Raw genomic sequence first — 26,280 nt, 5'->3', positions numbered from 1 at the left:
ATGAAGGTTCTTGCGGCGATGAGCGGTGGAGTGGACTCGGCGGTGGCCGCGGCCCGCGCGGTGGAGGCGGGGCACGAGGTGGTCGGCGTGCATCTCGCGCTGAGCAGGATGCCCGGCACGCTGCGCACCGGCAGCCGCGGCTGCTGCACGATCGAGGACTCGATGGACGCTCAGCGCGCTGCGAACGTCCTCGGCATCCCCTACTACGTGTGGGACTTCTCCGAGCGGTTCAAGCTCGACGTGGTCGACGACTTCGTGGCCGAGTACGCCGCCGGCCGCACGCCCAACCCCTGCATGCGCTGCAACGAGCGGATCAAGTTCGCGGCCCTGCTCGAGAAGGCGCTCGACCTCGGCTTCGACGCCGTCTGCACCGGCCACTACGCCTCCCTCGAGACGGCGGCCGACGGCAGCCCCGAGCTGCACCGCGCGAGCGACGAGGCGAAGGACCAGTCCTACGTCCTCGGCGTGCTCACCACCGCGCAGCTCGAGCACTCGATGTTCCCGCTCGGCTCGACGCCGTCGAAGGCGGTCGTCCGGGCGGAGGCGGCGCGTCGCGGCCTGAGCGTCGCGAACAAGCCGGACAGCTACGACATCTGCTTCATCCCCGACGGCGACACCCGCGGCTGGCTCTCGGAGCGCGTCGCCCCCGAGACCGGCGCGATCGTCGACCGCGACGGCGCGGTGGTCGGCGCCCACGAGGGAGCGCACGGCTACACCGTCGGCCAGCGCCGGGGCCTGCATCTCGGCGTGCCCGCGCCGGACGGCCGCCCGCGCTTCGTCCTCGAGGTGCGGCCGAAGACCAACGAGGTCGTCGTCGGTCCGCGGGAGGCGCTGCGCATCGGCGAGATCGCCGGCTCGCGCTTCACCTGGGCCGGCGCCGCGCCGGAGGACGCGTCGACGCCGTTCCGCTGCGACGTGCAGATCCGCGCGCACGCCGACCCGGTCCCGGCGACCGCCGTCGTGTCGGAGGTCGATGGAAAGGTGGAGCTCGTGATCACTCCCGACTCGCCGCTCGACGGCGTCGCCCCCGGCCAGACGGCCGTCGTCTACCTCGGCACCCGCGTGCTCGGCCAGTGCACGATCGACCGCACGGTCGCGGCCGATCTCGTCGGTGCCTCCGCGAGCGGGGCGGTGCTCTGATGGCCGCGACGTCCGAGGCGGGCGCGACGTCGGCGGCGGGCCTCGATCCGGCGCAGCGCGTCGATGAGCTGCGCGCGCGGATCCGCTCGGCGAGCGAGGACTACTACGCGGCCGACGCCTCGCCGCTCGCCGACGCCGAGTACGACGCGCTGGTCCGCGAGCTCGCCGAGCTCGAGACGGCGCACCCCGAGCTGGCCAGCGAGGACTCGCCGACGCAGACCGTCGGGGGAGTGGTCGCCGCCGGTCTCGACCCGATCGATCACGCCGAGCGGATGCTCTCGCTCGACAACGTCTTCTCGGCCGAGGAGCTGCGCGAGTGGTGCGACAAGACCGTCGCCTCCGCCGCCCGCCCGGTCGCCTGGCTGACCGAGCTCAAGATCGACGGCCTTGCGATCTCGCTGCACTACGAGAACGGCCGCCTCGTCACCGCGGCCACCCGCGGCGACGGGCGGACCGGCGAGGACGTCACCGTCAACGCTCTGCGCGTGGCCGGCATCCCGCAGCAGCTGGCAGGCGAGGGGCACCCTGCGCTGGTCGAGGTCCGCGGCGAGGTCTTCATCCCCGTGCGCGAGTTCGCGGCACTGAACGCCCTGCAGGAGACCCTGCGGGACGAGGCCGTCGAGGAGGCGCGCGAGCGCTGGTCGGCCCGGCCGAGCGCCACCCGCAAGCCCTTCGACGAGGAGCGGGTCCGCGACAGCGCCCTGCGCCGCTTCCCCACCTTCGCCAACCCGCGGAACGCCGCGAGCGGCGGGCTCCGCCAGCAGCTCGACAAGAAGTCCGGCCTCGACCTCCGCGCCGGCGAGGCGCGGGTCGGCTCGCTCGCGCTCTACGTGCACGGCATCGGCGCCTGGCCGGACCCGCCGGTGCAGAGCCAGTCCGAGGTCTACGGGCTGCTCGCCTCCTGGGGCCTGCCGGTGAGCGCGCACAACCGGGTGTCGGAGTCGGTGGACGAGGTCCTCGCCTTCGTCGAGCAGTACGGCCGCGAGCGCCACTCGGTCGAGCACGAGATCGACGGCGTCGTCGTCAAGGTCGACGAGCTGGAGCTGCACGACGAGCTCGGCGCCACCAGCCGCGCCCCGCGCTGGGCCATCGCCTACAAGTACCCGCCCGAGGAGGTGCACACCAAGCTCCTCGACATCGTCGTCAGCGTCGGCCGGACCGGCCGGGCCACCCCGTTCGCGCAGATGGAGAAGGTGAAGGTCGCCGGCTCCGAGGTGCGCCAGGCCACGCTGCACAACGCCGACGTCGTGAAGGCCAAGGGCGTGCTGATCGGCGACACCGTCGTCCTGCGCAAGGCCGGCGACGTCATCCCCGAGGTGCTCGGGCCGGTGATCGAGCTGCGCGACGGCAGCGAGCGCGAGTTCGTGATGCCGACGCAGTGCCCCGAGTGCGGCACGACGCTCGCTCCCGCCAAGGAGGGCGACGTCGATCTGCGCTGCCCGAACGCCCGCTCCTGCCCCGCGCAGGTGCGCGGCCGCGTCGAGCACATCGGCAGCCGCGGCGCGCTCGACATCGAGGTGCTCGGCGAGGTCACCGCCGCGGCGCTGACCCAGCCGTTCGTGCCCGCGGAGCCGCCCCTGGTCACCGAGGCCGGCCTGTTCGAGTTGCGGATCGAGGACGTCTTCCCGATCGAGGTCGTCGTCCGCGACAGCGAGACCGGGCTGCAGAAGCTCGACGACCGGGGCGAGGCGAAGGTCGTCGGCCCGTTCAAGCGCAAGCGGCAGAAGCGCGACGGCCCGTTCGACCCGGAGGCGGAGGTGTTCGGCGGCGACGCCGAGTACGTGCCGTCGACGACCGGTCTCGCGCTGATCGCCAACATCGAGAAGGCGAAGACCTCGCCGCTCTGGCGCTTCCTCGTCTCGCTCAGCATCCGGCACGTCGGCCCGGTCGCCGCGCGCGCCCTGGCCGGCCACTTCGGCTCGCTCGACGCGATCCGCGCGGCCAGCCGCGAGGAGCTCGCCGCGGTCGACGGCGTCGGCGGCATCATCGGCGACGCGGTGCTCGCCTGGTTCGAGGTCGACTGGCACGCCGAGATCGTCGACCGCTGGGCGAAGGCCGGCGTGCATTTCGCCACGCCCGGCCACCCCGGCCCCGGTGCGGCCGACGCCGCGGGCGGCGTCCTCGCCGGCCTGACCGTCGTCGCGACCGGCTCGCTCGAGGGCTACAGCCGCGAGGGCGCGCAGGAGGCGATCCTCGCCGCGGGCGGCAAGGCCGGCTCGAGCGTCTCGAAGAAGACGCACTACGTCGCTGCCGGCCCCGGCGCCGGCGGCAAGCTCGGCAAGGCCGAGGCGCTCGGCGTCCGGATCATCACCGCCGCGGAGTTCCACCTGCTCGTGACCGAGGGGCCTGACGCGATCGCGCTGCCCGAGGAGACGGCCTCGGAGGAAGCGGCCGGGGACGCGCCTGTGGCCGACGCACCCGCCGCCGACGGCACCGACCCGGTCGCCACCGAGGCGCCGGCCGACGAGACCGCCGATGCGCCGACCGCCGATGCGCCCGCCGCTGAGGAGACCCCCGACGCGGATGCCTGACCGGCCCGGCGAGGAGCGGCGGGCGTTCCTCCGCCGCTCCCTCGTCGAGGCCGCCTCGACCGCGCTGGACGCCGCAGCCCGCGCCGTGCCGCTCACGCCGCGCGAGCGCGAGGCCGCCGCCGCGCTGGCCCGGATCGACCACCTCGTCGTCCTCTCCTTCGCAGGCCGGCCGCGCCGCGAAGTCTTCGGGGCCCTCGACGGCGAGCCGGGCAGCGACTTCGCCGGCGGCACCGACGAGGTGCTGACCGCCCCCGGCCCCGGGACTCCGGGCGACCGCTTCACCTCCGCGATGCTCCCCGTGCACACGCTGCTCGCTCGCTTTTTCGCGCGCGCCGACCACTGGCGCGCGGACGGCCGCGACCCGCTCCGGTCGCTGCTCGACTCGGCCAGGCACGCCGGCACCCCCTGGTCCCTGGTCGTCGACGACCGGCAGGGTGTCTCGACCACACTGCTCGCCGACCCCGAGTGGCCGCACCACGACCCCGCGGCCGTCGCCGCCGCCGAGGGAGCCCTCCTCCCGCTCTCCGGTCTCGCGGAGGCGGCCGCCGCGGGCACCCTGCCGCCGGTCGTCCTGGTCGAGCCCCGCTCGCTCGTCGATCCGGCCGACTTCGCCGCCGCCGACGATCCGAGCGCCTCGCGGTCCGCGGACGCTCGGGTCGCCGAGCGGCTCCTGCACGAGACCGTCGACGCGGTCCGGGCGGCGGAGTCGGTCGGCCGCCGGGTGCTCCTGCTCGTCATCGCGCGCGGACAGGCCGGTCGCCCCAGCGACGTCCCGGCCCTCCTCATCGCCTCGAGCGCGCGGCCCGGTGATCGTCTGACGGCCCGGCTCGGCCCGGCGACTCCCGCCCTCCTGCACCGCGCCCGCTTCGCCGCAGACCGCCGGGCGCTGGCGGACGACGGCGTGCTCGCCGTCGCCGAGGCGCTCTCCGGACCCGCGCGGCCGCTGTCGCGCTACCCGCGCACGGCACCCGCCTTCGCGCCGAAGGACCGGGAGCGCTCGATCGGGCCGGCCCTGGCCGCAGCCCTCGCCGCGGCAGGCATCAGCGGCGCGCCCCTCGACGCCGATCACGCCCTCATGATGCTCCGAGCCGCCGCCCCGGGCGCATCGCTACACTCCCCGGAGGCACGGATCCGCGGCACGCGGGAAGGGCGGGACGCATGAGCGGCACCGACGGCGGCGGCGATCGCACCCCGCGCGACGACGCCCCTCGTTCGCGCTCCCGGCGGCGCTTCCTGGCCGGCAGCGCGGTCGCCGGCGGAGTCGCCGCCGCGGGCCTCACCGGCGGAGCGATCGGCGCGGCCGTCGCCTCCGGCCGGGACCGCGAGGCCGAATCGCCGCTGCCCGAGCGCAGCGAGCCGGGCTTCGACCACGTCGTCGTCGTGATGTTCGAGAACCGTTCCTTCGACAACATCCTCGGGCAGCTCTTTGCGGCCGGCGGCCCGCCCGCGGGCGAGACCTTCGAGGGCCTGCAGACCGGCGAGCACTCCAACACCACCGCCGCGGGCGACACCGTCACCGCGCACGTCTACCAGGGCGCGACCGACACCGTCATGCGCCAGCCCGATCCCGACCCGGGCGAGGAGTACCCGCACGTCAACACCCAGCTCTTCGGCACGATCGACCCGCCGTCGAACGCCGGGGCGTCCGTCGGCGCGATGACGGCCCCCTTCAACGCGCCCGCCGACGCCTCCTCGCCGACGATGAGCGGGTTCCTCGAGGACTACGTGCAGAACCTCCGCCACCTGAAGAAGGGCGAGGAGCCGACCCGCGAGGAGTACGGCACCATCATGGGCGGCTTCTCGCCCGACATGCTGCCCGTCTTCTCGACACTGGCCCGCGAGTTCGCCGTCTTCGACCACTGGTTCTGCGCCGTCCCCTCGCAGACCTTCTGCAACCGCTCCTTCTTCCACGCCTCGACCTCGCACGGCTTCGTCACCAACAAGCACGGCGCCGGCTACGAGAAGTGGCTCGCCGACGACCTCGCCGACGCGCCGACCGTCTTCAACCGCCTCGAGGAGGCCGGGAAGAGCTGGCGGGTGTACTTCGACGCGCTCCAGGTCGTCTCCTACACCGGCTTCCTGCACGCGCCGGTGCTCGAGAAGTACTGGAAGACCAACTTCGCCCCGATGGAGCAGTTCTACGCGGACGTCGCGAACGGCGGGCTGCCCGACTACGCCTTCGTCGAGCCGCGGCTCGTCTTCGACCACAACGACATGCACCCGCCGACGGGCGTCCTGCACGAGGACGAGGTCGACGGGCAGCCGCTCTACGACAGCGCGCTCTCCGACGTGCGCGCGGGGGAGCTGCTGCTGCACCAGATCTACTCGGCGATCCGCGAGAGCGCGTCGACGACGGGCTCGAACGCGATCAACACCCTGCTGCTGGCCACCTTCGACGAGCACGGCGGTCTCTACGACCACGTGCCGCCGCCCGCCGCGACCCCGCCCGGCGACGGCCGCGAGGGCGAGATGGGATTCGGCTTCGACCGCCTCGGCTGCCGCGTGCCGGCGATCGCGATCTCCGCCTACACCCGGGCGGGCACGATCCTGCACGACGAGATGCACCACGGCGCCCTGATCCGCACCCTCAGCCGCCTGCACGGGCTCGAGCCGCTCACGGCGCGCGACGCGGACGCGCCCGACCTCTTCGGCGTGGTCACCCTCGACACTCCGCGGCAGATCGACGACTGGCCGACCACCGTGCCGCAGTACCTGCCGCCGAATCCGGAGGCGACCCCGCCGCACCCGGCCAACGCGAACAGGGACAAGCCGCTCAGCCCGCCGGCCCTCGGGCTGATGGGCCTGCTGCTCGCCCGCTACGGCGAGCCGGGCGACGACCTGCCGACCACCTACCAGGGCGCCTACGAGGCGCTGCTGAAGCACGGCACGAGCCTCTTCGGCACCGGCACGGTCACCGCCTCCCCCACCGCGTCGCCCGGGGCCTGAGCGGAGGGAGCGTCGGTGCCCCTGGCTAGACTGGACGCCGATTCCCACGAACCACCCGACGGAGACGCATGTCCGAGATCACGGCCGACACGGTCGCCCATCTGGCCTCGCTGGCCAGGATCGACCTCACCACCGAGGAGATCGAGAACCTCACCCGGGAGCTCGGTCAGATCGTCGACTCGGTGACGGCGATCCAGGCCGTCGCCACCCCCGACGTCCCGGCCACCAGCCACCCCATCCCGCTCGAGAACGTGTTCCGCCCCGACGTCGTGGGCGAGACGCTGACCCTCGAGCAGGCGCTCTCCGGTGCTCCCGAGCACGACGGCAGCCGCTTCCAGGTCTCCGCGATCCTGGGGGAGGAGCAGTGAGCGCCCACGGCGACGAGCTCGTCCGCCTCAGCGCCTCCGCCCTCGCCTCGCGCCTCGCCGACGGCTCCGTCTCCTCGCGCGAGGCGACGCAGGCGCACCTCGACCGCATCGCCGCGGTCGACGGCGCGGTCCACGCCTTCCTGCACGTCGCGGGCGACGCCGCGACCGCGACGGCCGACGCGATCGACCGCCGCCGCGCCGAGGGCGAGTCGCTGCACCCGCTCGCCGGCGTCCCGCTCGCGGTCAAGGACGTCATCGTCACGAACGACATGCCGACCACCGCGGGATCGCGCATCCTCGAGGGCTGGCGCCCGCCCTACGACGCGACCGTCATGCAGAAGGTCCGTGCGGCCGGCCTCGTGCCGATCGGCAAGACCAACATGGACGAGTTCGCGATGGGCTCGACCACCGAGCGCTCCGCCTACGGCCCCACCCACAACCCGTGGGACCTCGACCGCATCCCCGGCGGCTCCGGCGGCGGCTCGGCCGCGGCCGTCGCGAGCTACGAGGCGCCGCTGGCACTCGGCTCCGACACCGGCGGCTCGATCCGCCAGCCCGCGCACGTCACCGGCACCGTCGGCGTCAAGCCGACCTACGGCGGGGTCTCCCGCTACGGCGCCGTCGCGCTGGCCTCGAGCCTCGACCAGATCGGCCCGGTCTCGCGCACGGTCCTGGACTCGGCGCTCCTGCACGACGTCATCGCCGGGCACGACCCGCGCGACTCGACCTCGCTCCGCGACGAGTGGCCCTCCTTCGCCGATGCGGTCCGCCGCGCCGACGTGAAGGGCCTGCGGATCGGCGTGCTCAAGGAGCTCGACGGGGGAGAGGGCTTCCAGCCCGGTGTCCTGGCCCGCTTCCACGAGGCCCTCGCGGTCCTGGAGAAGGCCGGCGCCGAGATCGTCGAGGTCAGCGCGCCGAGCATCGAGCACGCCGTCGCGGCGTACTACCTGATCCTCCCCGCGGAGGCGTCGAGCAACCTCGCGAAGTTCGACTCCGTCCGCTTCGGCCTGCGGGTCACCCCGCAGGGCGGCGGCACCGTCGAGCAGGTCATGGCCGCGACCCGCGAGCAGGGCTTCGGCCCCGAGGTGAAGCGGCGGATCATCCTCGGCACCTACGCGCTCTCGGCCGGCTACTACGACGCCTACTACGGCAGCGCGCAGAAGGTGCGGACCCTCGTCCAGCGCGACTTCGACGCCGCCTTCGCCTCGGTCGACGTCATCGCCTCGCCGACCGCGCCGACCACCGCCTACCGGCTCGGCGAGAAGCTCGACGACCCGCTGGCGATGTACCGCGGCGACATCGCGACCATCCCGGCGAACCTCGCCGGGATCCCCGGCATCTCGGTCCCCGCCGGTCTCGCCGACGAGGACGGCCTCCCGGTCGGCGTCCAGTTCCTGGCCCCCGCCCGCCAGGACGTCCGGCTCTACACCGTCGGCGGCGCGCTCGAGGCGCTCCTGGAGGAGCAGTGGGGCCACCCGCTGCTCTCGCAGGCGCCCGATCTCGCCGCCGCCCAGCTCTCCGCCCCCCAGGAAGGTGCCGTCTGATGGCCTCCGCGCACGCGTCCGCCCCCGAGCTGATGGACTACGACGAGGTCTTCGAGCGCTTCGAGCCGGTCCTCGGCTTCGAGGTGCACATCGAGCTCAACACGAAGACGAAGATGTTCTCGGACGCCCCGAACATCGCCGGCTCCGAGCCGAACACGAACACGACGCCCGTGTGCCTGGGCCTGCCCGGCTCGCTGCCGGTCGTCAACGAGCAGGCCGTCCGCTACTCGATCAGCCTCGGCCTCGCGCTCGGCTGCTCGATCGCGCCGTCCAGCCGCTTCGCCCGGAAGAACTACTTCTACCCGGACATGGCGAAGAACTACCAGATCTCGCAGTTCGACGAGCCGATCGCGTTCGAGGGCTCGGTGGAGGTCGAGCTCGCCGACGGCAGCGTCGTGCACATCCCGATCGAGCGCGCGCACATGGAGGAGGACGCGGGCAAGCTGACCCACGTCGGCGGCTCCACCGGCCGCATCCAGGGTGCGGAGTACTCGCTGGTCGACTACAACCGCGCCGGCGTCCCCCTGGTCGAGATCGTCACGAAGCCGATCCACGGCGCGGGCAAGAGCGCGCCGGAGTACGCGAAGGCGTACGTCGCCACCATCCGCGACATCGTCCTCGCGCTCGGCATCTCCGACGCGAAGATGGAGCGCGGCAACCTCCGCTGCGACGCGAACGTCTCGCTCAAGCCGATCGGCCAGGAGAAGCTCGGCACCCGCACCGAGACCAAGAACGTCAACTCGCTCCGCTCGGTCGAGCGCGCCGTGCGCTACGAGATCCAGCGCCAGGGCGCGATCCTCGCCGCCGGCGGCACGATCACGCAGGAGACGCGGCACTGGCACGAGGACACCGGCCGCACCTCGGCCGGGCGCCCGAAGAGCGACGCCGACGACTACCGCTACTTCCCCGAGCCCGACCTCCTGCCCGTGGTGCCGAGCCCCGAGCTGATCGAGGAGCTGCGCGCCGCGCTGCCCGAGAAGCCCGCCGCCCGCCGCCGCCGGCTGAAGGCCGACTGGGGCTTCACCGACCTCGAGTTCCAGGACGTCGCGAACAGCGGTCTCCTGGTCGAGATCAGCGAGACCGTCGCCGCCGGCGCCACGCCGCAGGCCGCTCGCAAGTGGTGGACCGGCGAGGTCGCCCGGCTCGCCAACGCGGCAGGGCAGGATCCGGCCGAGCTGGTGTCGCCCGAGCAGGTCGCCGAGCTCGCCGGGCTGATCGACGCGGGCACCCTCACCGACCGCCTCGCCCGTGAGGTGCTCCAGGGCGTCATCGCCGGCGAGGGCACCCCGCAGGAGGTCGTCGACGCCCGCGGGCTCGCGGTCGTCTCGGACGACGGCGCCCTGATCGAGGCGATCGACGCCGCCCTGGCCTCGCAGCCCGACGTGCTCGCGAAGATCCGGGACGGCAAGGTCCAGGCCGCCGGCGCGGTCATCGGCGCGGTGATGAAGGCGATGAAGGGCCAGGCCGACGCGGCCCGCGTCCGCGAGCTCGTCCTCGAGCGCGCGGCCGGCTGAGTCGATGCGCGGGGAACGGACGGCGGCGTGAGCACCCTGCCCGGCGACGCGTCCGTCCCCGCTCGGCTCGATCTGCCGGGCGGGGCGTTCCTCCGCCCGCTCGTGACGAGCGACGCGGATCTGCTGCACCCGGTGATCGGGCAGCGCCGCGGCTGGCTCGCCGCGCTGCTGCCGGAGGGCGACCCGAGCGGCCTGCCCTCCGCTTCCCCGGGTGACGACCTGCGCGCGCTCCGGCTGCTCGAGACCGCCGCGCGCGATCGGCGCCTCTTCGCCTACCTCCTGGTCGGCGCGGACTGGACCGAGGTCCTCGGTGCCCTGAGCGTCCGGCCCGTCGGCGACGACCACGCCGAAGCGTCCTGGTGGGTGGTGCCGAGCCTCGTCGGGTCCCGCCTCGAGGAGGAGCTCGACGCCTACGCGCGACGCTGGCTGCTGCTGCGCTGGCCGTTCGAGCGCGTCGAGACCCCCGACAACCACCCCGAGGAGCCGGCCGCCCTCGCCGGGGCCAACCTGCTCCCGCTGCTCCCCGACACTCCGGCGCGCACCCCGCTGCCCGAGCCGGACCCCGCGGCGGCGGAAGCGCTCTGGGCCGCCTACCGGGTGCATGAGCCGGGCGTGCCCGAGGAACTGCCCCTCGTCGAGTCCTTCGGCGACTCGGTCGAGCTCGCCGACGAGCTGCTCGCCCTGGTGCGGCGCGGCGTCAAGACCGCGACGGCCTCGCTCGTCGGCGACGAGCCCGTGCCCCGCGTCGGCGACCACTGGATCGTCTGCGACGGCGCCGGTGTCGCCCGCGTCGTGCTGCGGACCGTCGAGATCCGTCTCGGTCCGCTCGACAGCGTGGACGACGCCTTCGCCTGGGACGAGGGCGAGAACGACCGCTCGCGGGAGTCCTGGCTCGCCGGGCACCGCCGCTACTTCGAGCGCGAGTCGCCGGGCGGAATCGGCACCGTCGTCTTCGAGCGCTTCCGTCTGGTCTGGCCGGAGGAGGATGCGACGGTCGCCGCGGGCTTCTCGCGGCGGATCGCCTCCGAGCGGCCGGACGGCGCACCCTAGGCCGGTTCGGGGGGTTCCCCTGATGCTCCACTCAGCGGCCCTGCGCCAGAGTGGAGTCATGGCTACTCTCGTGCGCCCCCGTCGGGGCAAGATCATCGCCGGCGTCTGCGCCGGCCTCGCTAACCGCTTCGGCTGGAGCCCCTTCCTGGTCCGGCTGCTCTTCGTGCTCTCCTGCCTGCTCCCCGGGCCGCAGATCATCGCGTACCTCGTGATGTGGGTGGTCGTCCCGAAGCAGAAGTGACCCCGGCGCTCCTCCGCCCGTCCGCCTCCCTCGGGAGCGGTGGCGGGGGAGCGTCTCTCTTCGCGTGGTGAACGTTCACGGCGACGTTCCGCGCCACGCTTGACCCGGCCCCTCGTGCCGCTCTAGCGTGGTGCGTGAACGTTCACGTCGACGACGCCGCGAAAGGGCCACGCATGACCGACTCCACCCCCACCACCACCACCGCACCGGGCTGGGCGGTGCTCGGCCCCGGCAGCATCGCGCGCCGGTTCCTCTCCCAGCTCCCGGCGAGCAGCCGCGGGGCTCGGCTCGTCGCGGCGGGCAGCTCCGATCAGGGGCGCGCCGCCGCCTTCGCCGCCGAGGCCGTCGAGCACGGCTTCCCGGACGCGACCGCCGGCGACTACGCCGCGGTCCTCGCCGATCCGCAGGTCAGTGCCGTCTACATCTCCACGGTGCACACCGGCCACGCGGCGCTCGTCCTCCAGGCGCTCGAGGCCGGCAAGGCCGTGCTCTGCGAGAAGCCGCTCGCCGTCAACCACGGCACCGCGATGGCCCTGATCGACGCCGCCCGCAGCGCCGGGCTCCCGCTCGTCGAGGCGTACATGTACCGCTTCCACCCGCAGACCGCCGCGCTGCTCGACCTCGTCCGCGACGGCGTGATCGGCGACGTCGTGCACATCGACGCCTCCTTCTCCTTCCGCACCGGGTCCCGCGAGGGCCGCCTCTACGACCTCGCGACGGCCGGCGGCGGCATCCTCGACGTCGGCGGCTACACCGTCACCGCCGCGGCGGCCGTGGTCCAGGCCGCGACCGGCGTCGCGGTCGCCGAGCCCGTCGAGTTCGACGCGCAGGGCACGCTCGGCCCGACCGGCGTCGACGAGTGGAGCGTCGCCCGCGCGACCTACCGCGGCGGCATCACCGCGACCCTCCGCACCGGAGTGGCGCTGGACGACGTGAACGCCCTGACCGTCCACGGCACTCGCGGCCGTCTGCACGTGGCCGACCCGTGGTTCGGCGCCGCGGAGACGGGCATCGAGATCAGCGTCGTCGGCGAGGAGCCCCGCATCGTCGCCTTCGAGGGGGAGAGTCCCTACGCGCTCGAGGCGGACGCGACGACCGACGCCCTGGCCGCCGGCGCTGTCGAGGTGCCGCAGATGACCCTCGACGAGACGCTCGCGACCGCCCGCACGCTCGACCGCTGGCGCTCCGCGGTCGGCCTGCGCTTCCCGTTCGAGGCCGAGACCGCGGACATCCCCACCGTCTCCGGCCGGCCGCTGCGCGTCGCTGTGGACGCGCCGATGCTCTCCGGCGAGATCCCCGGCGTCGGCAAGCGGATGTCGCGGCTCGTGATGGGCGTCGACAACCAGCCCGACCTCGCGCACGCCTCGGCGATCTTCGACGCCTTCGTCGAGCAGGGCGGCACCGCCTTCGACACCGGCTACATCTACGGCGGCGGCGTGCTCGAGGGCCGTCTCGGGCAGTGGATCCGGAACCGCGGCATCCGCGAGGACGTCGTCGTGATCACCAAGGGCGCGCACACCCCGTACTGCGACCCGGAGTCGCTCACTCGCCAGCTGCTCGAGAGCCTCGAGCGCCAGGGCACCGACTACGCCGACATCTACCTGATGCACCGCGACAACCTCGAGGTGCCGGTGGGCGAGTTCGTCGACGTGATGGACGAGCACCAGCGCGCCGGGCGGATCCGCGCCTACGGCGTCTCGAACTGGACGCCCGCGCGCTTCGACGAGGCGCAGGAGTACGCCCGGGCCAACGGCCGGGCCGGCTTCCAGGCGCTGAGCAACCACTTCGGCCTGGCCGAGGCGTACGACGTGCCGTGGGACGGCTGCGTGCACGTCACCGACCGGGCCTCGAAGGAGTGGCTGGTCGAGCGGCAGATCCCGCTGCTGCCGTGGTCCTCGCAGGCCCGCGGCTTCTTCACCGGCCGAGCCCGCCCGGACGACACCAGCGACGCCGAGCTGGTGCGCTGCTACTACGGGCCCGACAACTTCGAGCGGCTCCGCCGGGCCGAGCAGCTGGCGGCCGAGCACGGCGTCGGAGCGACGGCCATCGCCCTGGCCTACGTGCTCGCGCAGCCGTTCCCGACCTTCCCGCTCTTCGGACCGCGCACGATCACCGAGCTGCGCTCGTCGATGCGCGGCCTGTCGATCGAGCTGACTCCGGAGCAGACGGCGTGGCTCGACCTCCGCGCCTGAGCGGTGCCGAGGCCGGCGGCCGCGCGACGATCCACGACGTCGCGGCGGCCGCCGGGGTCTCCCGCCAGACCGTCACCCGGGCGATGAACGGCATGCCGGGCATCAGCGAGGAGACGAAGCAGCGGGTCCTCGACGCGGCGGAGCAGCTGTCGTACCGGCCGTCGCGCTTCGGCCGCGGCCTGGTGACGGGTGGCGAGCACCAGCTCGGGCTCGTCGTCGACGACCTGCGGAACCCGTGGTCGCCGGAGCTCGCCTCCGCCGTCGTCCGGGTCGCCGCGGCGCGGGGCTGGAACGTGTCGCTCGCGGACGTCGGCCTCGCCGCCGACTCCGATCGGATGATCCAGGCGCTCGGCGCGCAGACGGATGCGGTGATCGGCACCTTCGGCGATCGGGCCGCGGAGTGGATCGAGCGGCTCGGCTCCGTGCCCGTGGTGGAGCTCGATCCCACCGGTGATCCGCTGCGGGCCGCGGTCGTGCTCGACCACTCCGACGCGGTCGAGGCGCTGGCCGAGCACCTCGCCGGAGCGGGCGTGCGGCGTCCGGTGATCGTCGACGTCTCGGGGGACGCGCGGACGAGCAGGCGGGCCCAGCTGCTGCTGGGCGCCTTCGCCGCGCACGGCCTCGAGCCCTCGGTCGTCCGCGCCGACGGCCCGACTGCCCAAGCCGCGGCGGAGGCGACCGAGCGGATCGTCGCCCGGCCGCGGGTCGCCGACGCGATCGTCGCGTTCAACGACCTCTGCGCGCTCGGCGTGCTCTCCGCCTGCCGCCGGGCGGGCGTGGACGTGCCCGGCGACGTCCGGGTGGTCGGCATCGACGGCCTCTCGATCGGACGGCTGCTCGCGCCGACGCTGACCACCCTCGCCGTCGACCTCGACGAGCTCGCCCGGCACGCACTCGACCTCGCCGTCGCCATGATCGCCGGCGACCTCCCGAAGGGCGGCCCGTCGGTGCACCGCACGGTCCGCCACCAGCTGGTTCTCCGCGAGTCCGCCTGACCCGACGTGGAGGTCTCGCGTGCCGCGAGCCGTTCTCCCCGTGGAGGACTCGCGTTCCGCATGCCGCGCTCTCATGTTGGTCGAGTAGCCCCAGAGGGGCGTATCGAGACCCAGCGTCGCCCGGTGTGGGGTCTGCAGACCTCGCCTGCTGACGGGGGTGGATCTCGATACGCCCGCTGTGCGGGCTACTCGATCAGCATGGAACGGAGGCATCCGTCTGAGGGGGGCGCCGGCATGTCCCTCGCGCCTCATGCTGGTCGAGCAGCCCCGGAGGGGCGTATCGAGACCCGCCGTCCTCAGCAGGGCGGGTGTGCAGACTCTTCTGACGCGGGTGGATCTACTTGGAAGAGACGCCCGCAGACATGCTGGTCGAGTAGCCCCGCAGGGGCGTATCGAGACCCACCACCGCATGAACGTCAGTCTCTTCCCCGCCCTGCGCTGGCGCCGAAGGCGCCCCCTCCGCTCGATGCGCCCGCTCCGCGGCCTACTCGATCAGCAGGGAGACGGAGTGGCGCTTCGCGCCACCTCTCCTGTCTTCGTCGACGGCTGATGACCGACGCTGGGCTCGCTCTGAGTGAACCCTCAGCGATCCCTGCGGAGGGAGGCCTAGCGTTGCGCTGTGCGTGCGCATCCTGCCGCGCCGAGGAGGAGATCATGGGATTCCTGGACCGACTGCTGGGCCGCGAAGAGCGACCCGAGGAGCGCCGCCCCGCCGCCGGCTACCCGGCCCCTGCGGCCGCGGAGCGCCGTGCCGACGCCCCGTCCTACGGCACCCCGCCCGCGCAGTCCGCGCGCAGCAAGGACGAGATCGCGATCGAGCGCTACCGCTACCTCCTGCGCACCGCGCCGCCCGAGGCGATCGAGCAGGTCCACCGCGAGGCGTTCGAGCAGCTGACGCCCGAGCAGCGCCAGCAGGTCTTCCGCGAGCTCAGCGAGGGTGCGCCCGCGGGCGACGCCCCGCGCGCCGACGACGCGCAGTCGCTCGCGCAGTCCGCGACCCGCAGTGAGCTGCGCCAGCCCGGCTTCATGGAGCGGCGCTTCTCCGGCGGCGGCGCCGGCGGCATGGGCTTCGGCGGCGTGCTCGCCTCGTCGATGCTCGGCACCATCGCCGGATTCGTGATCGGCTCCGCCATCGCCGACGCGTTCATCCCCGACGGTGTCGGCGAGTCGGTCCAGGCCGAGGGTGCCGACGGTGCAGACGGCGGAGACGCGGGAGCGGACGGCGGCGACGCCGGTGCCGGCGACGCGGGGGGCGACTACGGCGGAGGCGACTTCGGCGGCGGAGGCGACATCGGCGGAGGCGGCGACTTCGGGGGCGGCGACTTCGGCGGAGGCTTCGACTTCTGACCCCCGCGAGTCCTGAGGCCGGCGAAGGATCGCCCGGCCTCAGGACTCGTCGAGCAGCAGCGCTTTCACCTCGCGGCGCAGCACCTTCCCGATCATGCTCCGCGGCAGCTCGTCGACGACGACGATCCGCTTGGGCACCTTGTAGGGCGTGAGCGCCTCGCGCACGGTGCGGCGCGCCTCCTCCTGATCGAGGTGAGCACCCGGCTCGAGGACGACCGCGGCAGCGACCTGCTCGCCGCTGCGGGCGTCCGGCAGGCCGACGACGGCCACGTCGCGGACGGCGGGCAGCCGGCGGAGCACCTCCTCGACCTCCGACGGCGAGACGTTGAAGCCGCCGGTGATGATCAGCTCCTTGATCCGGTCGACGATGGTGACGAAGCCGTCCTCGTCGATCGTCGCGATGTCGCCGGTGCGGAACCAGCCCTCGGCGGTGAACACGGCCGCGGACTCGTCGGGCTTGCGGTGGTAGCCGCGGAACACCTGCGGGCCGCGGACGACGAGCTCGCCCTGGCCGCCGGCCTCAACCTCGGTCTCCGGGTCCTCCGGATCGACGATCCGCACGTCCGTCCCCGGCAGCGGCAGCCCGACGGTCCCGGCCCGGCGCGCGGTGCTGACCGGGTTCGCCATCAGCACCGGAGAGGTCTCCGACAGCCCGTAGCCCTCGACGAGCGTGCCGCCGGTCAGCGCCTCGAACGACTCGACCAGATCCGGGTCGAGCGGCATCGCGCCTGAGATCGCGATCCCGATGCCCTGCAGCGAGACGCCCTTCTCCTTCGCACGGAGGGCGAGCCGCTCGGCAATCGGCGGGACCGCGGGCAGGAACGTCGCCGGGTGCTTCCGGACGACCTTGAGGACCAGGTCCGGATCGAACTTGGGGAACAGCACGAGCCGTGCGCCCATGCTCATCGCGAAGGTGAGGCAGAGGGTCAGCCCGTAGGCGTGGAACATCGGCAGGACCGCGTAGACGACGCAGTCGCCGCGACGGACCGTCGGCACCCAGGCGCGGGACTGCGCGGCGTTGGCCGTGAGATTGAGGTGCGTCAGCTCCGCGCCCTTCGGGGCGCCGGTCGTCCCGCTGGTGTACTGGATGACCGCGAGGTCCTCCGCCGTCGGCCGCGGGTGCGTCGGATCGAGTCGGCGGCGCAGCAGCGAGTCCCACTCGATCGCGCCGCGGACCTTCCCGGTCAGGGCGGCGCGCGACTCGCGGGCCTTGCGGATCGGCAGCCGGAGCGCCGCGCGCATCGGCGCGGGCATCGCCCGGGTCAGGTCGACGGAGACGATCGTCTCGACGCCGAGGTCCTCGGGGAGGTCCTGGACGAGCGGCACCACGCGGTCCCAGGCGATCGCGACCCGCGCGCCGTGGTCCTCGAACTGGTGCCGCAGCTCGCGCGGCGTGTAGAGCGGGTTGTGCTCGACGACGACCGCGCCGAGACGCAGGACCGCGTAGAAGGCGACCACGTGCTGCGGGCAGTTCGGCAGGATCAGCGCGACCGAGTCACCGGACCGCACGCCCAGCCGGCGCAGGCCCTCCGCGGCCTTCTCCACGTCGTCCGCGAGCTGGGCGTAGCTGGTCGAGCGGCCGAAGAACTCGAGCGCGACCTGGTGCGGATAGAGCCGCGCGGACTCGGTGACGATGTCGACGAGCGAGCCGGCCGGGAGCTCCAGCTCCTCCGGCACTCCCTCGGCGTAGCTGCGGATCCAGGGGCGGGGCGGGTGAGTGCTCACCCGCCCCACTCTAGGTGCAGGGCTCCCGGCGCCCGACGGGCCGGTGAGCGCTCAGGCGCCCTTCGCGACCGCGTCCTCGATGGCGACGTCGCCCGAGACGATCTCCCAGGTCCTTCCGATCGAGGAGGGATCGGCGAGCACCGCGATCACGGTGGCGGCGACGTCCTCGCGCGGGATGCTGCCCCGCTCGACGCTCTCGCCGAGCTCGATCCGGCCGGTGCCCTCGTCGTTGGTCAGACCGCCCGGGCGGAGGATCGTCCAGTCGAGGTCGGTGCCGCGCAGCGCCGTGTCGGCGTCGCGCTTGGCCTCGACGTAGGCGCGCCAGCCCTCCTCGGTGTCGTCGTCGAGCGGGGCGTCCACGCCGATCGCGCTGATCTGCACGAAGCGGCGGATGCCGGCGATCGCGGCCGCCTCCTGGCTGAGGACGGAGGCGCCGAGGTCGACGGTGCGCTTGCGCTCGGGACCCGAGTCGGGTCCGGCGCCGGCGGTGAAGACGAGGGCGTCCACACCCTCCAGTCGCCCGGCGAAGTCCTCGGCGGTGGAGTGCTCGAGGTCGTGGACGAGCGGCTCGCCGCCGAGGCGGACGATGTCCTCCGAGTGGTCGGGGTTGCGGACGACTCCGACCGCTTCGTGTCCGGCGTCGTAGAGCAGATGGAGGATCTGCTGGCCGACCTTGCCGTGTGCTCCGATGACGGCGACGCGTGTCATGGGTGTCCCTTCCTCGTCGGGGCGCTGGGCCCCTGGTGCCGTCCGCGCGGTGGGCGCGGACCTCCCCATCCTGCCGTCGGCAGCCTGGGGTCGTTCTCAGGTGGTGCGGCTCGTGCAGCGCCGCTCAGGTGCCGCGGCTCACGCGGCGAGGCGGTCGTCGCGGCCGGTGACCGCCAGCAGCCGGCTCTGCAGCGGCGCGGTGGCGTCGATCGGCACGGGCGCCGCGAACAGCCCGCTCGCGCGCAGCGTCTCCTCCTGCGGCGCGAAGAGCTCCCACACGGCGGCGACGAGGCCCTCCTCCATCGCCTCCTCGCTGCCGGTGGCCCGCGCGAGATCCCAGGTGTGCACGGTGATGTCGGCGACCTGCTCCTGCAGCAGCTCCAGGGCGGTGACGGTGTCGCGGCCGAGGCGGAGCTCCGCGGCGGGGTCGACCTCGCGGGACACCGCGCGCAGCAGGGTCGTGACCCGGGTCCACTCGCTCCGCAGATCGGCGGCGACGGGCTCGAGGCGGATCGGCGACTCGTCGCCGCCGGAGAGGAGCGTGTGCGCCCGCTGCTGCTCGCGGACGACGTGCAGAACGAGCGCGCGCGTGTCCCACTCGGTGTCGGGGGTCGGCGCCGTCCAGTCGACCACCGCGTCGAGGCGGATCTCGAACGCGGCGTGCGCGCGGGCCTGCAGATCGAGCCAGAGGCTCAGGTCGGAGTCGGGGGAGGCGGGCTCGTGCTCGTGCGTCATGTCTTCTCCGATGGAGTGATCGTGGGTGCTCGGGTCAACCGCCTGAGCGGCGCCGCCATTCCCACCGGGGCGGGTCCGCGCGAGGGCGGCCCGGTGTCGGTGGTGCGTGCGACCATGATCCTCGGAAGCACCGCCGTCATGGGGAGCGGTGCGCCACTCGAGCAGGGCGGAACGTGAGCAAGCAGGACGGCAGCGGGCGGCAGGTCACCACCGAGCCCTTCGACGACCCGCGCGCGAGCATCCTGCACGTCGACATGGACGCGTTCTTCGCCTCCGTCGAGCTGCTCGAGCACCCGGAGCTGCGCGGCAAGCCGGTCGTCGTCGGCCACATCGGCTCGCGCTCGGTGGTCACCGCCGCCACCTACGAGGCGCGCAAGTACGGCATCAACTCGGCCATGCCGATGGCCGTCGCCCTCCGCCGCTGCCCGCACGCGATCATCCTCGAGCCGCACATGGACCGGTACCGCGAGGCCTCGCGACGGGTGATGGCGATCTTCGACTCCTTCACCCCGCTCGTCGAGCGGCTCAGCATCGACGAGGCGTTCCTCGACGTCGCCGGCGCGCGGCGCATCTCGGGCTCGCCCTGGGCCATCGGCACCGAGATCCGCCGGAGGGTGCACGACGAGCTCGGTCTCACCTGCTCGGTCGGCATCGCCAGCACCAAGTTCGTCGCCAAGCTCGCCTCCGGCCGCTCCAAGCCCGACGGCCTGCTCGTCGTGCCGTCCGACGGGGTGCAGGCCTTCCTCGACCCGCTGCCGGTGAGCGCGCTCTGGGGCGTCGGCGCCAGCACGGAAGAGGCGCTGGTGCGCCGGGGCCTGCGGACCGTCGCCGACGTGGCGACCACGCCGCTCGCCTCCCTCGTCTCGGCGCTCGGCGAGGCCACCGGCCGCCGCCTGCACGCGCTGTCCAACGGCGTCGATCCCCGCCCGGTCGACACCCGGCAGATCGAGAAGAGCGCCGGCCACGAGATCACCTTCGCGGACGACGTCGCCGACCCCGAGCTGGTCCGCCGCGAGCTGCTGCGCCTCTGCGACAAGGTCGCCGTGCGGATGCGCCGCTCCGGAGTGCGCTGCCGCACCGTCGCCGTCAAGGTCCGATTCGGCGACTTCAGCACCCTGACCCGCTCGCGCACGCTGCCCGAGGCGACGGACGTGGCGCGCGTGCTCTACGACGCGTCGTCCGCGCTCCTCGAGGCGGCCAATCCGCTGCGCCGGCCCGTGCGCCTGATCGGCGTCCGCGGCGAGCAGCTCGTCGAGGGCGACGACGTCGCCTTCTCGCTCTGGAGCGACTCCGACGACTGGCGCGACGCCGAGCTGGCGGTCGACGGCGTCTCGGCGCGCTTCGGCACCGGGGCCGTCCGGCCTGCGTCGCTGCTCTCGCGCTCCGCTCCCGAGTCGGCCAAGGGCATCGACATCAGCGACACCCTCGCTACGCGGAACCGATCGTCAGACTGATCGGCCGGTGGTCCGAGCCGTTCGGCGGCAGGACCTCGAGGGTCGCGGCGGGCACCCCGTCCGCCAGAGCGTGATCGAGGGAGACCAGCGGCAGCAGAGCCGGCCAGGTCGCCGGGAAGCCGATGCCGGAGGTGCGGACCAGCGCCGCCTGGTCGAGGACCGGCGCGAGCAGGTGGTCGTCGGTCGCGGTGTTGAAGTCGCCGACCACGAGCGTGCGGTCCGACGCGTCGTCCGCGAGCGCCGAGGCGAGGCCGCCCAGCATCGTGTCGCGCTCGGCGTGATCGCCGAGGCGGAACGAGGCGAGGTGCACCACGAAGAGCCGCGTCGCCCCGAGCGGGGTGTCGACGTCGACCGCGAGGGCGCGGTTCCAGTCCAGCCCGAGATCGAGCGGCTCGCCGTTCGAGAGCTCGGTGCGGCTCCACAGCCCGACCGTGCCGACCACGTACGAGTGCGGGTACGCGTCCGAGAGCTCCGCGTCGACCGCCTCGCGATCCTCGCCGGCCAGCTCCTGGAAGGCGAGCACGTCCGGCTCCCTCGCCGCCAGCTCCGCCGCCAGCGCTCCGGCGTCGTCGCCGGTGCCGAGGTTCTGGCTGATCACGGTGAACGATCCGGAGCGGACCGCCGGTGCGGGGAGCGCCACCGGGAGCACGAGCACGCCGTAGACCGTCACGAGCACGGTCACCGCTGCTCCGGCGCCGCGCGAGCGCAGAGCGACCGCGGCGGCCACGAGGAGGAGCACCGCGAGTCCGGACCACGGGATCGCGGTCTCGACCACCGACAGCCAGCCGGCCGCGTCCCCCAGCACGCGGTGGAAGGCGAGGAACGCCGCCAGCAGCAGGCTCGCGACCGCGACGGTCGCGGCGCGACCTGGTCGGCGGCGGCGCGGGCGGGACGGCATCCGACGATCATCGCAGCAGACCTCGGGGAGGAGGTGGGGGAGTCCTGTGCGCGCCGGTGCGCCGCTTGTCGCCCGTTCGACCCGCGGAGTAGCGTCGGGCCATGCCCAACATCGCTGTCTCCCTGGCCGACAAAGTGACCTCCGCGGGTGCCGCGACGAGCTACGGAGACCCGATCGAGGTCGACGGCGTCTCGCTCGTCCCCGTCTCGCTCCGCTGGTTCGGCTTCGGCGGCGGCAGCGGCTCCGAGGACGGCCAGGAGGGCGGCGGCGGTGGCGGCGGCGGTGCCGTGGTGCCGATCGGCGCCTACATCAAGGACGACCTGGGACTGCGCTTCCAGCCGAACATCGTCTCGGTCCTCGCCGTCGGCGTCCCGCTGGTCTGGGTCTCCGGCAAGGCGCTCGCGCGGATCATCCGCGCGCTCAAGAAGTAGCAGCCCGGGCGCGGTCTCAGCGCTGGGGCCGCGCCGTGAACCAGGTCTTCTTCGTCCGGCCGAAGCCGACGATCAGCCGCTCGGCGTCGTTCGGCCGCCGCGGGTCGTAGATGACGGCGACGGGCTCACCCGCCATCCAGGCGTCGCCCCGCCGCTGCGGGGTCTTCACCAGGTGCCGCTCCTCGCCGTCGACGAGGCGGTAGGCGACGAGCAGACGCCCGAGATCGCGCCCCGCCGAGGCGTCTCCGCGGGACGGATCCTGCGCGACCACCCGACCGGACACCCGCGTGCCGTAGCTGAGCAGCTCGCGGCGGATCCGGAAGCGGCGCCGCCAGAGCAGCACCTGCAGGAGCACCACGAGGACCGCGGCGAGGACGAGCACCACCGACCACGACATGCTGTCTATGATTGCTGACGAACACGGGAGTCCGGTGCACCGGGCTGAGAGGAAGGCAGCAGCCTTCGACCGTCGAACCTGATCTGGGTCATGCCAGCGAAGGAACGTTTCGATCTCCTCTTCTTCGACCCGTGCCCCGTTTCGCTTCCACGAAAGGGCACGTCAGTGCAGAACACACCAGCGCAGAACACACCAGCGCAGAACACCGCCGCGCAGAACACCGCCGCGCAGAAGTCCACGCCCTCCTCCGCCGGCCGTCCCCGGGACCTCCGCTGGCGTGTCGTCGACATCGTCGTGGCCAGCGTCGTGGCCGTCGCCGCCGGCATCGTCTTCTGGGCGTGGGGCATCGCGACCAATGTCCTCGGCGTCGCGTTCGAGTTCCTCCCCGGGCTCGGCGGCCTCCTCGGCGGCGGCTGGCTCTTCGCCGGCGTGCTCGGCGGCCTCATCATCCGCAAGCCCGGCGCGGCGCTCTACACGGAGCTGCTCGCGGCGGTCGTCTCGGCGCTGATCGGCACGCAGTGGGGCTTCGCCGTCCTGCTCTCCGGCCTTGTCCAGGGCCTCGGCGCCGAGATCGTGCTCGCCCTCTTCCTCTACCGCAGCGGACGCTCGCTCGTCGCGATGCTCGCCGGAGCGGGCGCGGGCCTCGCCCTCGCCGTCAACGACCTGCTGGTCTACTACCCCGCCGTCGACGACCTGTTCCGCACGGTCTACGTCGTCTCGTCGCTCGTGTCCGGCGCCGTCCTCGCCGGCCTCCTGCCCTGGTTCGCGGTGCGCGGCCTCGCCGCCTCCGGGGCGCTGGACCGCTTCGTCTCCGGCCGGGAGGGCCGCGTGGTCGAGGGGGCGGGCGCGGGCGCTCGATGAGCGGCGCGTCGATCCGGGCCCGCGGCTGGAGCTGGCGCCACGCGGGCCGGTCGACCGCGGCCGTGACAGGGCTCGACCTCGAGGTGCGGCCGGGCGAGCGCGTCCTGCTCCTCGGCCCGTCCGGCGCGGGCAAGAGCACCCTCCTGCACGCGCTGGCCGGGGTGCTCGGCGGCGAGGAGGACGGCGCCGACGAGGGCGAGCTGAGCATCGACGGCGCCTCGCCTGCGGAGCGCCGCGGAGTGGCCGGACTCGTCCTCCAGGACCCGGACACCCAGGCCGTGCTGGCCCGCGTCGGCGACGACGTCGGCTTCGCCTGCGAGAACCTCGGGGTGCCGCGCGCGGAGATCCCGGCGCGGGTGCGGCGCGCGCTCGACGACGTCGGTCTCGACGTCGCCCTCGACCGCTCGACGTCCGCGCTCTCGGGCGGGCAGAAGCAGCGGCTCGCCCTCGCCGGCGTCCTCGCGATGCAGCCCCGCCTGCTGCTGCTCGACGAGCCGACCGCGAACCTCGATCCGCGCGGCGTCGAGGAGGTGCGCTCCGCGGTCGAGCGGACCACGGCGCGCACCGGCGCCACCCTGATCGTCGTCGAGCACCGCGTCGACGTCTGGATCGACCTCGTCGACCGGATCGTCGTGCTCGGCGCCGACGGCACGGTCGTCGCGGACGGCGAGCCGCGTCCCGTGATCGAGCGCGCCCGCGGTGTCCTCGTGGCAGCGGGTGTCTGGCTCCCCGGCGAGCACCCGGAGCGGCGCGTCGAGTCGCCGGCACCCGCATCGACCGCCCTCACCGCCGCCGCGCTCGATCTCGCCCGCCCCGTGTTCGGCCGCCGCACGCCGCCCCTCATCGCGACGGGCCTCGACCTGACGATCGACGCCGGCCGGGTGACCGCAGTGCTGGGCCCGAACGGCGCGGGCAAGTCCACGCTCGCCCTGACGCTCGCCGGTCTCCTCCCGCCGGCCGGGGGCGAGGTCGCGGCCTCCCCGTCGGTGCGCGACGGAGCGTCGCCGCACCCGCACCGCTGGAGCTCGCGACAGCTCGCCGATCGGGTCGCGATGGTCTTCCAGGAGCCGGAGCACCAGTTCCTCACGGCGCGGGTGCGCCAGGAGCTGCACCTCGGCGCTCGCGACGAGGCGGAGCGGCGCCGCGCCGACGAGCTGCTCGAGCGCCTGGGCCTCGCGCACCTCGCCGAGGCGAACCCCTTCACCCTGTCCGGCGGTGAGAAGCGGCGGCTCACCGTCGCGTCGGCGCTGGTCCGGCGTCCTGCCGTCGTCGTGCTCGACGAGCCGACCTTCGGCCAGGACCGGCGCACCTGGGACGTGGTCGTCGACCTGCTGGCCGAGCTGCGCGCGGACGGCCGCGCCGTGCTCGCCGTCACCCACGACGAGCACCTGGTGTCGGCCCTCGCCGACGCGGTGGTCCGCCTCGGCGAGCCGACGGTGGTGACCGGATGACGCTCCTGGACGCGATCCCGGCCCGCGGCCGCATCGCCCGCGCCAACCCCGTCGCGAAGCTCGTCGCGAGCCTCGTCATCGCCGTCGTCCTCATCCTGACGGTCGACGTCGTGTCCGCGGCGACCGCGCTCGCGCTCGAGCTGCTCGCGCTGCCCTTCGTCGGGCTCAGGTTCGGCGACCTGGTGCGCCGCACTGCTCCGGTCTGGATCGCGGCGCCGCTCGCGGGCATCACGACGGTGCTCTACGGCCGCGACAGCGGCGCGGTGCTGGGGCAGTTCCTCTTCGTCTCCGTCACCGAGGGCTCCGTCGCCCTCGGCGCCGCGATCGCCCTGCGCGTGCTCGCCATCGGCCTGCCGAGCGTCGTGCTGATCGCGACGACCGATCCGACGGATCTCGCGGACGGGCTCGCGCAGATCCTCCGGCTGCCGGCGCGCTTCGTCCTCGGCGGCCTCGCCGGGATGCGCCTCGTCGGCCTGCTCACCGACGACTGGCGCACCCTCGCGATGGCGCGCCGGGCGCGTGGCGTGGCCGACGGACGCGGACCGATCGCGGCGCTGAGGAGTCTCGGTGCCCGCAGCTTCTCGCTGCTGGTGCTGGCGATCCGGCGCGGCAGCCGCCTGGCCACGGCGATGGAGGCGAAGGGCTTCGGCTCGGACACGCCGCGGACCTGGGCGCGGGAGTCGCGTCTGGGCGCGTTCGACGGGCTGCTGATGCTGGGCGGCGCGGCGATCGCGGCGGTCGCGGTCACCGCGGCCGTGCTGACCGGCGCCTGGAGCTTCGTGCTGAATGGCTGACCCGAAGCACCTCACCGGGGCGACCGCGCGGATGCTCGCCGCCGGCCTCGTCGCCCGCCGGGCGCGCACGGTGCTGCTCGACGGCCCGAGCGGCTCGGGGAAGTCGACGTTCGCGCGGGCGCTGCTGGCGGAGCTGTCGCGGTCCGCCCGCGCTCCTGCGGCGACGCTCGTGCGGATGGACGACGTCTACCCCGGCTGGTCGGGGCTGGACCGCTCGGTCGCGATCGCGGCGGACCGGATCGTCCGGCCGCATGCGCTCGGGCTCGGCGCGCGCTGGCAGGCCTGGAACTGGGCGGCCGCCACGGCCGCTGGCCCGCGCACCGCCGAGGCACCGCTCCTCCTGCTCGAGGGCTGCGGCGCCGCGGGGGAGCGGAGCCGGCGCTTCGCCGATCTCACCGTCTGGATCGAGGCGGACGAGGCGCAGCGGAAGCAGCGCGCGCTCGCCCGCGACGGCGCGCTCTTCGAACCGCACTGGGACTCCTGGGACGAGCAGTTCCGGCGCTACTGCGCGCGGGAGCGTCCCCGCGAGGGCGCCGACCTGGTGCTGGACTCGAGCGACCCGGAGGCCATCGCTCCAGGCTGAGGGGTCAGGCCCAGCCGAGCTCGTGCAGCCGGTCGTCGTCGATGCCGTAGAAGTGCGCGATCTCGTGCACGAGGGTGACGTGGATCTCGTCGCGCAGCTCGTCGAGGGTCTCGCAGGCGGCGAGGTGCGGCTCGCGGTAGAGGATGATCCGGTCGGGCATCTCGCCGAAGCCGTAGCGCTCGCGCTCGGTCAGCGCGACGCCGTCGTAGAGCCCGAGCAGATCGAGCGAGCCGTCCTCGGGACGGTCCTCGACCACGAAGACCACGTTCTCGAGCCCGTCGACCATGTCGTCCGGGAGGGCGTCGAGCTCGGCGACGACCAGCGTCTCGAACTCGGCCTCGTCGAGGGTGAGCATCGCCTGGCCTCTCGTCGTCG

24 protein-coding genes and 1 riboswitch are annotated in these 26,280 nt (G+C 73.8%); of the genes, 18 read left to right on the top strand and 6 right to left on the bottom strand.

Annotated elements, in window-relative coordinates; genetic code table 11:
- From mnmA to MT351_RS06375, 12 genes are all read left to right on the top strand, one after another.
- Positions 1 to 1,140 (top strand): tRNA 2-thiouridine(34) synthase MnmA, encoded by a 1,140-nt coding sequence (mnmA, locus tag MT351_RS06430; RefSeq protein ID WP_132437849.1) that lies wholly within the window; start codon positions 1 to 3, stop codon positions 1,138 to 1,140.
- Positions 1,140 to 3,671 carry an NAD-dependent DNA ligase LigA gene (gene ligA, locus MT351_RS06425; protein ID WP_243581617.1) on the top strand — a complete coding sequence of 844 codons (2,532 nt, stop codon included), beginning with the start codon at positions 1,140 to 1,142 and terminating at the stop codon, positions 3,669 to 3,671. The genes mnmA and ligA overlap by 1 nt, the downstream gene beginning before the upstream one ends.
- Complete coding sequence (locus MT351_RS06420; RefSeq protein ID WP_132437851.1) at positions 3,664 to 4,833, top strand: hypothetical protein; 1,170 nt, start codon at positions 3,664 to 3,666, stop codon at positions 4,831 to 4,833. The genes ligA and MT351_RS06420 overlap by 8 nt, the downstream gene beginning before the upstream one ends.
- Positions 4,830 to 6,617 carry an alkaline phosphatase family protein gene (locus MT351_RS06415; RefSeq protein WP_132437852.1) on the top strand — a complete coding sequence of 596 codons (1,788 nt, stop codon included), beginning with the start codon at positions 4,830 to 4,832 and terminating at the stop codon, positions 6,615 to 6,617. The genes MT351_RS06420 and MT351_RS06415 overlap by 4 nt, the downstream gene beginning before the upstream one ends.
- A 68-nt stretch (positions 6,618 to 6,685) precedes the next feature.
- The gene (gene gatC, locus MT351_RS06410) at positions 6,686 to 6,985 is read left to right on the top strand and encodes an Asp-tRNA(Asn)/Glu-tRNA(Gln) amidotransferase subunit GatC (RefSeq protein WP_123445757.1); all 300 of its coding nucleotides are present in this window, start codon (positions 6,686 to 6,688) and stop codon (positions 6,983 to 6,985) included.
- The gene (gene gatA / locus MT351_RS06405; RefSeq protein WP_132437853.1) at positions 6,982 to 8,529 is read left to right on the top strand and encodes an Asp-tRNA(Asn)/Glu-tRNA(Gln) amidotransferase subunit GatA; all 1,548 of its coding nucleotides are present in this window, start codon (positions 6,982 to 6,984) and stop codon (positions 8,527 to 8,529) included. Before gatC ends, gatA begins: the two co-directional genes overlap by 4 nt.
- On the top strand, positions 8,529 to 10,043 hold the full coding sequence (gene gatB, locus MT351_RS06400) for an Asp-tRNA(Asn)/Glu-tRNA(Gln) amidotransferase subunit GatB (RefSeq protein ID WP_132437854.1): 1,515 nt from the start codon (positions 8,529 to 8,531) through the stop codon (positions 10,041 to 10,043). Before gatA ends, gatB begins: the two co-directional genes overlap by 1 nt.
- 27 nt (positions 10,044 to 10,070) lie before the next feature.
- Entirely contained in the window at positions 10,071 to 11,093 is a 1,023-nt protein-coding gene (locus tag MT351_RS06395; RefSeq protein ID WP_243581616.1) for an ASCH domain-containing protein, read from the top strand.
- A gap of 58 nt (positions 11,094 to 11,151) precedes the next feature.
- Positions 11,152 to 11,334, top strand: a complete 183-nt coding sequence (locus tag MT351_RS06390) for a PspC domain-containing protein (protein WP_123445760.1) — start codon at positions 11,152 to 11,154, stop codon at positions 11,332 to 11,334.
- A 173-nt stretch (positions 11,335 to 11,507) separates the two neighbouring features.
- Positions 11,508 to 13,526 carry an aldo/keto reductase gene (locus MT351_RS06385; protein WP_243581614.1) on the top strand — a complete coding sequence of 673 codons (2,019 nt, stop codon included), beginning with the start codon at positions 11,508 to 11,510 and terminating at the stop codon, positions 13,524 to 13,526.
- On the top strand, positions 13,505 to 14,521 hold the full coding sequence (locus MT351_RS06380) for a LacI family DNA-binding transcriptional regulator (protein WP_132437856.1): 1,017 nt from the start codon (positions 13,505 to 13,507) through the stop codon (positions 14,519 to 14,521). The genes MT351_RS06385 and MT351_RS06380 overlap by 22 nt, the downstream gene beginning before the upstream one ends.
- A 654-nt stretch (positions 14,522 to 15,175) precedes the next feature.
- Positions 15,176 to 15,868 (top strand): hypothetical protein, encoded by a 693-nt coding sequence (locus tag MT351_RS06375; RefSeq protein ID WP_243581613.1) that lies wholly within the window; start codon positions 15,176 to 15,178, stop codon positions 15,866 to 15,868.
- Between the two features lie 39 nt (positions 15,869 to 15,907).
- Here MT351_RS06375 and MT351_RS06370 read toward each other — a convergent pair whose 3' ends face one another.
- The 3 genes from MT351_RS06370 to MT351_RS06360 all read right to left on the bottom strand — a co-directional run bounded on the left by MT351_RS06370 (position 15,908) and on the right by MT351_RS06360 (position 19,036).
- Positions 15,908 to 17,593: a long-chain-fatty-acid--CoA ligase gene (locus tag MT351_RS06370; RefSeq protein WP_132437858.1), complete on the bottom strand. Its 1,686-nt coding sequence runs from the start codon at positions 17,591 to 17,593 to the stop codon at positions 15,908 to 15,910.
- A gap of 51 nt (positions 17,594 to 17,644) precedes the next feature.
- Complete coding sequence (locus MT351_RS06365) at positions 17,645 to 18,301, bottom strand: SDR family oxidoreductase (protein ID WP_123736885.1); 657 nt, start codon at positions 18,299 to 18,301, stop codon at positions 17,645 to 17,647.
- Positions 18,302 to 18,439: 138 nt separating this feature from the next.
- Positions 18,440 to 19,036: a TIGR03086 family metal-binding protein gene (locus MT351_RS06360; protein WP_132437859.1), complete on the bottom strand. Its 597-nt coding sequence runs from the start codon at positions 19,034 to 19,036 to the stop codon at positions 18,440 to 18,442.
- Between the two features lie 173 nt (positions 19,037 to 19,209).
- On the opposite strand from MT351_RS06360, the gene dinB reads away from it, so the two are divergent.
- Positions 19,210 to 20,490 carry a DNA polymerase IV gene (dinB, locus tag MT351_RS06355; protein WP_123736887.1) on the top strand — a complete coding sequence of 427 codons (1,281 nt, stop codon included), beginning with the start codon at positions 19,210 to 19,212 and terminating at the stop codon, positions 20,488 to 20,490.
- On the opposite strand, the gene MT351_RS06350 is transcribed toward dinB, so the two are convergent.
- Entirely contained in the window at positions 20,465 to 21,388 is a 924-nt protein-coding gene (locus MT351_RS06350; protein ID WP_243581611.1) for an endonuclease/exonuclease/phosphatase family protein, read from the bottom strand. The two genes, dinB and MT351_RS06350, sit on opposite strands and share 26 nt — an antisense overlap.
- A 101-nt stretch (positions 21,389 to 21,489) precedes the next feature.
- Between MT351_RS06350 and MT351_RS06345 the strand changes: the two genes are divergently transcribed.
- On the top strand, positions 21,490 to 21,819 hold the full coding sequence (locus MT351_RS06345) for a hypothetical protein (RefSeq protein WP_123445768.1): 330 nt from the start codon (positions 21,490 to 21,492) through the stop codon (positions 21,817 to 21,819).
- Between the two features lie 16 nt (positions 21,820 to 21,835).
- Here the strand turns inward: MT351_RS06345 and MT351_RS06340 are convergent, their stop codons facing one another.
- Positions 21,836 to 22,216: a DUF3592 domain-containing protein gene (locus tag MT351_RS06340; RefSeq protein WP_243581610.1), complete on the bottom strand. Its 381-nt coding sequence runs from the start codon at positions 22,214 to 22,216 to the stop codon at positions 21,836 to 21,838.
- Positions 22,217 to 22,230: 14 nt separating this feature from the next.
- Positions 22,231 to 22,338: riboswitch (TPP riboswitch) on the top strand.
- 43 nt (positions 22,339 to 22,381) lie between these two features.
- Between MT351_RS06340 and MT351_RS06335 the strand changes: the two genes are divergently transcribed.
- The 4 genes from MT351_RS06335 to MT351_RS06320 are packed head-to-tail and all read left to right on the top strand — an operon-like array spanning position 22,382 to position 25,905.
- Positions 22,382 to 23,077, top strand: coding sequence for an ECF transporter S component (locus MT351_RS06335; protein WP_132437861.1), 696 nt, complete (start codon positions 22,382 to 22,384; stop codon positions 23,075 to 23,077).
- Positions 23,074 to 24,528 carry an ABC transporter ATP-binding protein gene (locus MT351_RS06330; protein WP_165909164.1) on the top strand — a complete coding sequence of 485 codons (1,455 nt, stop codon included), beginning with the start codon at positions 23,074 to 23,076 and terminating at the stop codon, positions 24,526 to 24,528. Before MT351_RS06335 ends, MT351_RS06330 begins: the two co-directional genes overlap by 4 nt.
- Positions 24,525 to 25,322, top strand: a complete 798-nt coding sequence (locus MT351_RS06325) for an energy-coupling factor transporter transmembrane protein EcfT (protein WP_132437863.1) — start codon at positions 24,525 to 24,527, stop codon at positions 25,320 to 25,322. The genes MT351_RS06330 and MT351_RS06325 overlap by 4 nt, the downstream gene beginning before the upstream one ends.
- The gene (locus MT351_RS06320) at positions 25,315 to 25,905 is read left to right on the top strand and encodes an AAA family ATPase (protein WP_207901825.1); all 591 of its coding nucleotides are present in this window, start codon (positions 25,315 to 25,317) and stop codon (positions 25,903 to 25,905) included. Before MT351_RS06325 ends, MT351_RS06320 begins: the two co-directional genes overlap by 8 nt.
- 4 nt (positions 25,906 to 25,909) lie before the next feature.
- Here the strand turns inward: MT351_RS06320 and MT351_RS06315 are convergent, their stop codons facing one another.
- Positions 25,910 to 26,260 (bottom strand): metallopeptidase family protein, encoded by a 351-nt coding sequence (locus tag MT351_RS06315; protein WP_123445773.1) that lies wholly within the window; start codon positions 26,258 to 26,260, stop codon positions 25,910 to 25,912.
- Between the last annotated feature and the right edge of the window lie 20 nt (positions 26,261 to 26,280).

It is taken from the genome of Rathayibacter sp. VKM Ac-2926 (assembly GCF_022815565.1).
Lineage (GTDB): Bacteria > Actinomycetota > Actinomycetes > Actinomycetales > Microbacteriaceae > Rathayibacter > Rathayibacter festucae.
The sequence above is the reverse complement of the archived record's forward strand: the minus strand, read 5'-3'. Positions and strand labels throughout refer to the sequence as shown.